We start from the raw sequence: 10,173 nt of genomic DNA, 5'->3' as shown, positions 1-10,173 counted from the left end.
GGAAATGCTTGACCGCTACAACAGGGCGCAGGTCTGGATATTGAACCTTTCCCGCAAACCTATCTGCGCTTTAGTCCGGTGGCTAAATCTGCCGAGGTGTTCGTAAATCGAAAGGTTATTCGTCACAATGGCGATCCGGTGCTGGCGTGGGCAATGTCCAATGTGGTGATGGAAACCGACGCGAACGCCAATATCAAACCGAATAAGAAGAAATCCGCAAACAAGATTGACCCTGCGATAGCGTTCCTGATGTGTTTTGGCACATGGCAGATTGAGCATGAAGGGTTTGCGTTTAGCTTAAGCGAGGAACAACAACAGCGATTGGCTAACTTTGACGGCATTTAGTTAATTCATGGACTTTACTTGTTTCTATTACTGAGAAAAAATTATTAATAATTAACTAACTATGATGTTTGGTATTTCAACCATCTTTATAGAATATCTCACCTTTATAGCATCAAGTTTTATCAGTTATTTGATAGATTTTATTATTGACCATCTGTTATTTTGTGCCATTCTGCTATCAAAGCATACAACTTACCAAATATTAACCAGCTGAATTTAGCCAAGCCGTACTCTCCAGTATTGATGAACTGATTTTATTGATGTTCACAGGCGGAGAAGTATCCCACCGCCTCATATTGCCAAAGATATATCCAATTAAACCTCTTTGGCTTAACTAACAATCTACGTTGTTAATACATGAGGAATCAATATGAGCATTCAAAATAAGAAGCGTACAATAAAAACGTTATCTGAAGATGAATTGGCGTTAGAACTGGAAAAACATGCTGTAACTATTGATATATTATATCCTATTGGGATTGTTACATTTTTTGCTCAAAGTAAAGATCCAAATATCCTATTCCCTGACACAGTCTGGAAATATATTGGTGAAAATAAAACTATCAGACTGGGAGCTTTAGATGGTTCCGATATTTTATCAATAGGAGGAAATGATACTATCACACTGAAAGCTTCGCAACTCCCTCCTCATAATCACTCATTTTCAGCTACAACAGATTCATTTGATTATGGAATAAAATCAACCAGTGTTGCGGGTGATCATAAACATGCTACGGCATTATCATATGATAAAAGTCAGGAACCTGTATGGGGTGGGTATATTCAGAAAGGAGTATCAATTATCGGAGCTAAGTATACAAATGATTATAAAGTTGCATACACAGATACTCAGGGCAATCATGCTCATTCTGTAAATATTGGTGCCCATCACCATACTGTTTCTGGAACAACATCAAATACTGGTAACAGGGAAATAATCAATATTACCAATGGTTATATTATGTTGATGGGATGGTATAGATTAGAATAAAGAACTTTGTGTTAGCTGGGTACCTAACTTTCGAAGCACTTCATTGGGGCGGTTTTCCACGTCCCTTCTGCTATTCTCTACCTCAAATAACTCTTCCGTTCTCTATTGATATCAGGGATAAACCGCCTTGTCCTTAGCAGCTGTTTCCCGTGAAGCGGGACTCAGTTCATCAACATTAGCGAATACACTTTCTCGCCCGTGGCCTAAAGGCGAATGGATTATCGCTAACTATCTTGAAATACATCCCTCTGAAATTTGGCCTAGCCGTTACTTTGATTCATATGGTCAACTTATTGAGCGTAAAGTACGCAATAAACCATTGGAATAATCACCCATCTGTTTGTTATTTATCTGGGCGTCTTAATGTTCAAGGAATGTGATAAGTGTCACAGAGGGAAATACGAGAACGCTTCATTACCGTAGCGATGTTAATCGGTTATACATAATGCTACTGCCAGAAGGTATCCTATGGGTATCCTAGAAAAAACTAAGGGGTCGCACTTTTGATGCAACCCCTTGATAATTCTGGTGGCCCCTGCTGGACTTGAACCAGCGACCAAGCGATTATGAGTCGCCTGCTCTAACCACTGAGCTAAGGGGCCGTTAGAGTGAGAGGGATTATACGGTACAGTTTGGTCTTAGGTCTAGCCCCCTAAAATTCATATGCGTGTTTTATATACAACGATCAGTATATTTTCATATTATTTAAGAATTCTATGAGTAATCTTGAGCTATTCTGGTGATATCTGTCTATTTTTTGATAGATTTTATGATTAATTAGTATACTTTGTTGTAGCCTGATTAAGGTATTACTGTTTTAGTTTATACGTTCCATAGTTCCATATTTTTACTGTTTCCCATAATACACTTTGTGAGTTGATATGAATAATCATAATACTTCAGTACACATTTTAAACCATTTAAGACTTGAAGATTATTTTTACTCATCCATAAGTCAGATCCATCAACATGTTAGCGAACATGTGTGGGCATATGTGACGGGGATAAATAGTCCGCTTTTTAATTTCTTGTTGGTAACCAAGGACGATCCGAGTGTCGGTAAAGCGTTAGAAACGGGTATTCGGTTAATGGAAGAAAGGTGTGAACAGCCTTTTAGTATTGTGACTGCTGGAGGATATAAACATATTCAGGAGATGAGTAGTCAAGCTGGGTTTGTTTATGATACCGAAAGTTTACTGATATCAATGCGGCTCGATCTTGAAAATTGGCAGATAGAAGATAGTTTGCACAGTGAGCATGATGTCAGGTGCGTCAATCACTGTTTAGTCGATTGGGCGACACCAATAGGTAATGCTTTTAATGTAGGACAAGATATTGAATCACAATACCAGAAGTGCCATGAAGCAGCACTTCTGGCCGGAAAACAGTTTCAGCACTATGCATTATATGTCGATGAAAAACCAGTAAGTGCAATAACGCTATCACGAGTGAAGGATCGTGCTCGTCTTGACGATCTTGGGACTTTAGTCGACATGCAGGGTAAGGGATATGCTACAGCCTTGATGCGTCATGTTTTGAGTGAATCTAAACGACAGGGGGTGAAAGAGTGGTATCTTGATGGTGTTCCAGCAAGATGTCCATCATACGCACGTATGGGATTTAATCCACTGTTTAAACATTATGCATTCTTCCGCGAATAATGTGCAATCGTTAATAAAAAAGCGTCTGCCGGAACAGACGCTTTTTCAGGTTTATCAGCAAATTCTTTGATTAGTCATCAAGGAAGCTGCGAAGTACTTCGGAACGGCTTGGATGACGCAGTTTACGTAGTGCTTTCGCTTCAATCTGACGAATACGTTCACGGGTTACATCGAACTGCTTACCTACTTCTTCCAATGTATGGTCGGTATTCATATCGATACCAAAACGCATACGCAGAACTTTCGCTTCACGCGCGGTCAGGCCAGCCAACACATCGTTAGTTGCAGAGCGCAGGCTTTCTGAAGTTGCGGAATCCAACGGCAGCTCGAGAGTCGTATCTTCAATGAAATCGCCCAGATGTGAATCTTCATCATCACCCACTGGTGTTTCCATGGAGATTGGCTCTTTAGCGATTTTCAGTACTTTGCGGATCTTGTCTTCTGGCATCAGCATACGTTCTGCCAGCTCTTCCGGTGAAGGTTCACGCCCCATTTCCTGCAACATCTGGCGGGAGATACGATTGAGTTTGTTGATGGTTTCAATCATATGTACCGGAATACGGATGGTACGCGCCTGATCAGCGATAGAACGGGTGATTGCCTGACGGATCCACCATGTCGCGTAAGTTGAGAATTTGTAACCACGACGGTATTCAAATTTATCAACCGCTTTCATCAGGCCGATATTACCTTCCTGAATCAGGTCGAGGAATTGCAAGCCACGGTTGGTATATTTCTTCGCAATCGAAATAACCAGACGCAGGTTGGCCTCAACCATCTCTTTTTTCGCACGGCGGGCTTTTGCTTCACCGATGGACATGCGGCGGTTGATATCTTTGACCTGCTCAATGGTCAGACCGGTTTCTTCTTCGATATGACGTAACTTTTGCAGGCTACGAATAACGTCTTCTTGAATTTCCAGCAACTTATCAGACCATGGTTTGTTCATTGCTTTTGCAGCGGTGAACCATGTATCAGTAGTTTCATTGCCAGAGAACAGTGTGATGAAGTTTTTCTTCGGCATTTTGCACTGTTCAACACACATCTTCATGATTTGACGCTCTTGAAGACGTACGCGATCCATCATGGAGCGCATATTGTTGACCAGATAATCAAACTGTTTTGGTACTAAACGGAATTGTTTGAATACTTCAGACAGGGTCAATATTTCTGCTGCAGTATTTGGATGGCTGCGTCCGTGCTGCTTAATTGACTGACGGGTAACTTCATATTGTACACGCAATTCCTGAAACTTCTCGCGAGCCAATTCCGGATCGATGCTGTTATCATCTTCGCTATCAGAATCATCATCCTGATTTTCTTCATCTTCTTCTTCATCTTCGTCGTCGAGTTCTTTCTGAGGAAGTTCTGAACCAACGTGAGTAGCGGTTGGTGCGAGATCTTCTTCTGCATTCGGATCAACGAAGCCTGTGATCAAGTCGGACAGGCGGCTTTCGCCCGCTTCGACGCGATCGTACTGTTCAAGCAGGTAAGTAATTGCTTCAGGGTATTCGGCAACGGAGCACTGTACTTGGTTGATGCCATCTTCAATGCGTTTTGCAATGTCAATCTCACCTTCGCGAGTCAGGAGTTCCACCGTACCCATTTCGCGCATGTACATGCGAACAGGATCGGTAGTACGACCGATTTCTGATTCGACACTGGATAACACTTGAGCAGCCGCTTCCGCCGCGTCTTCATCGGTGTCGTTTGTGTTTTCTGCCAACATGAGGTCATCAGCATCAGGTGCTTCTTCCATTACCTGAATGCCCATGTCATTGATCATTTGGATGATATCTTCTATCTGATCAGAATCGACGATATCTTCCGGCAGATGGTCATTGACCTCAGCATAGGTCAGATAGCCTTGCTCCTTACCTCGGGTGACAAGTAGCTTTAGCTGTGACTGCGGGTTTTGCTCCATAAGACGGTATCCACACTTCAGAGTATTGGTTGGTGTCAGTCGGCGAAAAAATATGCCAACAATAACATTTTCGGGGGCGTTTTCATTGTATTGCCGCTGCCCTCAATAGCGGCAATGGTAGGGCTATCTCCCTACCTAATGCGGCATTTAAGCCGTGAATTCAGTGTCTGTGTTCTATGTATGTCGATTCAGAACCTGTTTCATCAAGCTATATTTTTAACATGCTTTATTGAGTAAGCGAGCTAAGTAATATAATCTTGCTGAGGCAGATTCTTATTTCCTCGTGCCGGACTCCGTAATTAACCGGACTTCTTCGCGCTCTTCTGGTGTAAGCCCTTCTGTTCTTTCTTTGGCCATCAGAAAATTAAAACGTTCATCAAGTGCTGACGCGAAAAGATGGTTCAGTGCATCGCTGAATGTTTTTTCAGCAATCTCTTCTACCTGTATATCGTTCCATGCAGCGAGTTTTTCAAGCTGTTTTGCGTATTTATTATCGCGATACTGCTCCAAAAGTTGCCCTGTGGTTAAACCTGGCTGGGCAAGGCACATGTCGACAAGCTCTATGAATAACGGTAATCCCGCTATCGGAGCAGAAAACATTCCCTGTAATGAAGGAACTAATGTCGCTAAATGCGGATTCTGCACCAGCAATGCGATAAGAATTCGCATTGTTGTTGGTTTCAGTTTTAGCGCCTGATATGTACCGGTATCTTTTTTGACAAGTTTTGCCAGAAATCGTTCCAATTGTGTTGTATCAGGTGTACCTAACCGATTCCCAAGTTCTTTAAGCAAATAGAGTCGCAGTGTCTCCCCTGGAATTTGACTGATCAGAGGCATAGCTAGCGAACTGAGCTTGGTTGTTCCTTCCGGGTTACTTAAATCAACCTGTGGTAATAATGATTCGAACAAAAATGCCGATAAGGTTAAGGCTTTTTCCATTCTCTGCTCGAATATTTCCCGGCCTTCTTTACGAATCAATGAGTCGGGATCCTCACCATCAGGCAAGAACATAAAACGCAATTGCCGGCCATCATTCAGATAGGGCAGCGCAGTTTCGAGTGCCCGCCATGCGGCATCACGACCTGCACGGTCGCCATCGTAGCAACAGATCACATTATCCGTTGTCCGGTAAAGTAGCTGAATGTGTTCGGCAGTTGTAGATGTCCCCAGCGAAGCCACAGCATAGTCAATGTCAAACTGAGCCAGCGCAACAACATCCATATAGCCTTCAACCACCAAGAGCTTTGAAAGCGTATCGTGGTTCTGCTGTGCTTCATAAAGACCATATAACTGGCGCCCTTTATGAAAAATTTCTGTTTCCGGTGAGTTCAGGTATTTAGGAAGTGCATCTCCCAGTACCCTGCCTCCGAATGCGATTACACGACCACGGCGATCGCGGATCGGGAACATCACTCGTTCGCGGAAACGATCATAAGTGCGGCCATTATCGTTAGTGACCAACATTCCCGCATCGTTTAGTTGTTTGCGATCTTCAACGTTATGGGCAAACCGCTTCAGGGCATTATCCCATCCCGCAGGCGCAAAACCGATAGCGAAACGTTGGATTATTTCTTCACTAAGTCCACGTTGAGTCAGATATTGCCAGGCTGGCTGAGCTCCGGGCGCATTCAGTGACTGCTGATAGAAGCTGTTGAGCTTCTCCATCAGCTGATAAAGATTTTGCCTCTGGTGACGTTCGATTTGACCGCCGCCGGAGCCTGCTTCATAGGGAACTTCCAGCCCGTGCATTGCTGCCAGTTCTTCGATCGATTCGACAAAATCCAGCCTGTCGTAATTAATCAAAAAATCAATGGCATTGCCATGAGCACCACAACCGAAGCAATGGTAAAACTGTTTATCGCCATTAACAGTGAATGAAGGGGTTTTTTCGTTATGAAAAGGACAACACGCTTGATGATTTTTGCCTTTCTTTTTGAGAGGCACCCTGACATCGATCAAATCAATGATATCGGTTCTTGCTAATAAGTCATTGATAAATGCGCGTGGAATTCGTCCAGCCATAAGCCCTTTTACGCCTGTTGATGAACGAGAATAAGCCGCGCTTTCTCTGGGAAAGCACGGCCTTTAACTGCAGTAGTTTGTTAATACAACCACTAAGCGGATTGACCGCAAGGATTAGTACAAACGAGTGCGGCGTGCGTTTTCACGAGCTAGCTTCTTAGCGTGACGCTTAACAGCAGAAGCTTTAGCGCGTTTGCGCTCAGTCGTTGGTTTTTCATAGAATTCACGACGACGAACTTCTGCTAATACGCCTGCTTTTTCGCAAGAACGCTTAAAGCGACGCAGTGCTACGTCAAATGGCTCGTTTTCACGTACTTTAATTACTGGCATGTGCCTTTCACCTCAATAGAAATCGGGTTTTTCGCTGGCGCGATAGTGCCAGCCGTCTTTAAAATGGTGCGGAATTTTACTTCAATGAACACGGCTTTGTAAAGTGCCGAGACAAATTGAAACCTATAACACCACGGATTATAGGATGCTTTTCGTATATAAAAAAGCAACCCGACGCCAGAGTTATTAACATTAACCACACAGGATTTTCAAGTAGGGCATTGATTATAGACTAAACAGAAAAAATAGCCAGCATGTAATCGTTATAGTGGCATGAATGCTGAATCCGTGAAGTATATAAATAGGCAGTATTACATAGAGTATTATGTAGATAATGTTACACTGGCGCCCGTTGAGAGGAATACTAAGGTGTATGTCCTTCATTTCGTTGAAACGAAAAGCAACGAGACGAATAGTAAATAACGAGACGAAGACGAAGAAGACGAAATAGTGCAATGCGAGTTTTAGGTATAGAAACGTCTTGCGATGAAACCGGAATCGCAATTTATGATGACAAAGCCGGTCTACTAGCGAATCAATTGTACAGTCAGGTCAAGCTACATGCTGATTATGGCGGTGTTGTGCCTGAACTGGCGTCCCGGGATCACATTCGTAAAACGGTTCCCTTGATTCAGGCGGCTTTGCAGGAAGCGGGCCTGACGAGTAAAGACATTGATGCGGTTGCTTATACTGCGGGGCCTGGTTTGGTCGGTGCGTTGCTGGTCGGGGCAACTATCGGGCGTTCACTGGCATTTGCGTGGGATGTGCCGGCTATTCCTGTGCATCATATGGAAGGGCATTTGCTGGCTCCGATGCTGGAAGAAAATAGCCCTGAATTTCCTTTTGTTGCCTTACTGGTTTCTGGTGGTCACACCCAGCTTATCAGCGTGACGGGTATTGGTGAGTATAAACTGTTGGGCGAATCCATTGATGACGCAGCAGGTGAAGCTTTCGATAAAACCGCTAAGTTGCTCGGGTTGGATTATCCGGGAGGCCCTCTGCTTTCCCGTATGGCGCAACAGGGTAAAGCAGGACGTTTTGTTTTCCCTCGTCCGATGACAGATCGTCCGGGGCTGGATTTCAGTTTCTCCGGTCTGAAAACATTCGCTGCCAATACGATACGCAATAATATCCGCAATAATATTCACGGCAATGATACTGCTGAGGATGAACAAACTAAGGCGGATATCGCCCGTGCTTTTGAAGACGCAGTGGTAGATACCTTAGCGATTAAATGCAAACGAGCATTGGAACAGACAGGATTTAAGCGTCTGGTGATGGCCGGGGGAGTGAGTGCTAACCGGACATTGCGAGCAAAAATGCAGGAATTGCTGGAGAAGCTGGGAGGCGAAGCCTTCTATGCCCGCCCGGAATTCTGTACTGATAATGGTGCAATGATCGCACTGGCTGGCATGATCCGCTTGCAAGGCGAAACGACGGGGGAGTTAGGCGTAACAGTGAAAGCCCGTTGGCCGTTGGCAGATCTGCCTGCATTGAAAAAATGACAATCAATTCATTGCGCTATACAGATTGAGCACCATAATGGTGCTCAATAGGGAATTACGTTTTGAAGATCCAGCTAAAGTACCGGGAGCTTGCTTAGTTGAACCAGCTACTGGATTTCTTCTCGCGAGCCCTGCCTTCGCTTTCCAACAGAGCTTTGCCACCGGTTGATAAATTACGGTTAACATCAGCTTCAGATTGGATAACATCCGTTTTTGCTGCTTGAGTTTTCAACTCTTGGTCAATGTAATCGTTTTCACGTTTCACTCTGGCTGAACGTTTCTCCAGTTCGAGTTTTTTCATCTCGATTTCGAGTTTGCGCAGTTCATCCTCATAATCCTGATCGCGTTTTTTATCCACTTTTGCCTCAGCGATCACTTTTTGTTTTTCAGCAGCTCGAATCGCTTCTTGCTTCTTGATTTTGTTTGCTCTGGCAGCCGCTTCTTTTTGTTTTTTTTCTCTTTCTGCTCTGGCTGCTCGTTCTAATTTAGCCTGTTGAGCTTCGTGTTGTCTTTGCTCTTCTGCTTTTCCTTCATTTTCAGCTTGGGCAATTACAGCAAGTTGGTCTTGAAGAGATGAAGCAAAAACGGGTGTGGACAGAGTGACCAGCAAAGATGAAATCAGGATTCCCTTAACCATATCGTTTACCTATTTATTATTTTTTATCAGGGCAAGTCGCATTTGGTTGAATGCGCGTTTCATTTTGTTTGGTGGTAATAACGAGAGCCACTCCCGGGGTGAACTGGCATATGCGGCCAACCTGAGTAGAAGTGTAAATCTTATTTTTTTCTTTGTAGGTCAGGGAAACGCCTTCAACGATGACTTTATCATTTACCATTGAGCCGGCGGCTGCACCAAGGGCACCACCACCTATGGCTCCGGCAGCAATACCTGCATGAGAACCTGTACTACCTGCGTTATAACCTACGACACCCCCTGCGACAGCACCAAGAATGGCGCCAAATGTTTGGGCTGCGTTTTTATTTGATTTATTTTCTACCGCGATTCTGGCAGGAAGAACAGAAATAAGATTGACGGTTTTTGTTTCTTGTTTTCCGTTTAATTGCGTTGTGTCATAAACATCTGCTGCAAATGAATCAGCATTAGATTGGCATCCGCTGATGATAATTGCAAAGGCTGCGATTGCTGAGATACATAATGATTTAATTTTCACTTCTATATACCTAATACCTACTAAACTCCAAAAAGGAGGTAATAGTGCATTCTTTTATGATAAAGAACAATATTATATAAATCTGATATTCAATTGATTTAGGATGGGGCGTTATTTGATACTGAAGGGAAACTGAGGAGGCCTTGTTGACAGCGAAGTTAATCATTCTGACAGGAAGGAGTGTTTCAATCTCTCCTTCCTGCTTTTTTTATGGCTTTAGCCA

At 43.6% G+C, this 10,173-nt stretch carries 8 protein-coding genes, 1 tRNA gene and 2 pseudogenes; 5 read left to right on the top strand and 6 right to left on the bottom strand.

The window, feature by feature from the left end; translation table 11 throughout:
- Positions 1–21: 21 nt before the first annotated feature.
- The 3 genes and pseudogenes from FE394_RS18545 to FE394_RS18535 form a co-directional block, all read left to right on the top strand.
- A pseudogene (locus tag FE394_RS18545) lies at positions 22–345 on the top strand (terminase TerL endonuclease subunit); the annotation flags it as partial.
- A gap of 370 nt (positions 346–715) precedes the next feature.
- A complete protein-coding gene (locus FE394_RS18540) occupies positions 716–1,336 on the top strand; it encodes a phage baseplate protein (RefSeq protein WP_319927808.1) in 621 nt (206 codons plus the stop codon).
- 130 nt (positions 1,337–1,466) lie between these two features.
- A pseudogene (locus FE394_RS18535) lies at positions 1,467–1,664 on the top strand (helix-turn-helix domain-containing protein); the annotation flags it as partial.
- 198 nt (positions 1,665–1,862) lie between these two features.
- On the opposite strand, the gene FE394_RS18530 reads toward FE394_RS18535, so the two are convergent.
- A tRNA-Ile gene (locus FE394_RS18530) sits at positions 1,863–1,938 on the bottom strand.
- A gap of 393 nt (positions 1,939–2,331) precedes the next feature.
- Here FE394_RS18530 and FE394_RS18525 point away from each other — a divergent pair.
- Positions 2,332–2,997: a GNAT family N-acetyltransferase gene (locus tag FE394_RS18525; RefSeq protein ID WP_319927807.1), complete on the top strand. Its 666-nt coding sequence runs from the start codon at positions 2,332–2,334 to the stop codon at positions 2,995–2,997.
- Between the two features lie 70 nt (positions 2,998–3,067).
- On the opposite strand, the gene rpoD is transcribed toward FE394_RS18525, so the two are convergent.
- The 3 genes from rpoD to rpsU form a co-directional block, all read right to left on the bottom strand.
- A complete protein-coding gene (gene rpoD, locus FE394_RS18520) occupies positions 3,068–4,921 on the bottom strand; it encodes an RNA polymerase sigma factor RpoD (RefSeq protein WP_319927806.1) in 1,854 nt (617 codons plus the stop codon).
- A 273-nt stretch (positions 4,922–5,194) separates the two neighbouring features.
- Positions 5,195–6,943 (bottom strand): DNA primase, encoded by a 1,749-nt coding sequence (gene dnaG / locus FE394_RS18515; protein WP_319927805.1) that lies wholly within the window; start codon positions 6,941–6,943, stop codon positions 5,195–5,197.
- Between the two features lie 114 nt (positions 6,944–7,057).
- Complete coding sequence (rpsU, locus tag FE394_RS18510) at positions 7,058–7,273, bottom strand: 30S ribosomal protein S21 (RefSeq protein ID WP_001144069.1); 216 nt, start codon at positions 7,271–7,273, stop codon at positions 7,058–7,060.
- Between the two features lie 455 nt (positions 7,274–7,728).
- Here rpsU and tsaD point away from each other — a divergent pair, with 455 nt between their 5' ends.
- Positions 7,729–8,778 carry a tRNA (adenosine(37)-N6)-threonylcarbamoyltransferase complex transferase subunit TsaD gene (tsaD, locus tag FE394_RS18505; protein ID WP_319927804.1) on the top strand — a complete coding sequence of 350 codons (1,050 nt, stop codon included), beginning with the start codon at positions 7,729–7,731 and terminating at the stop codon, positions 8,776–8,778.
- A gap of 94 nt (positions 8,779–8,872) precedes the next feature.
- Here tsaD and FE394_RS18500 read toward each other — a convergent pair whose 3' ends face one another.
- Both FE394_RS18500 and FE394_RS18495 read right to left on the bottom strand, forming a co-directional pair.
- On the bottom strand, positions 8,873–9,415 hold the full coding sequence (locus FE394_RS18500) for a DUF5384 family protein (RefSeq protein ID WP_319927803.1): 543 nt from the start codon (positions 9,413–9,415) through the stop codon (positions 8,873–8,875).
- A 16-nt stretch (positions 9,416–9,431) separates the two neighbouring features.
- A complete protein-coding gene (locus FE394_RS18495) occupies positions 9,432–9,950 on the bottom strand; it encodes a hypothetical protein (protein WP_319927802.1) in 519 nt (172 codons plus the stop codon).
- Positions 9,951–10,173: the final 223 nt, after the last annotated feature.

Origin of the sequence: Xenorhabdus littoralis, assembly GCF_033949345.1 — a bacterium.
Lineage (GTDB): Bacteria > Pseudomonadota > Gammaproteobacteria > Enterobacterales > Enterobacteriaceae > Xenorhabdus > Xenorhabdus littoralis.
Note: the sequence above shows the minus strand (reverse complement) of the source record. Positions and strands in the feature narration are given on the sequence as shown.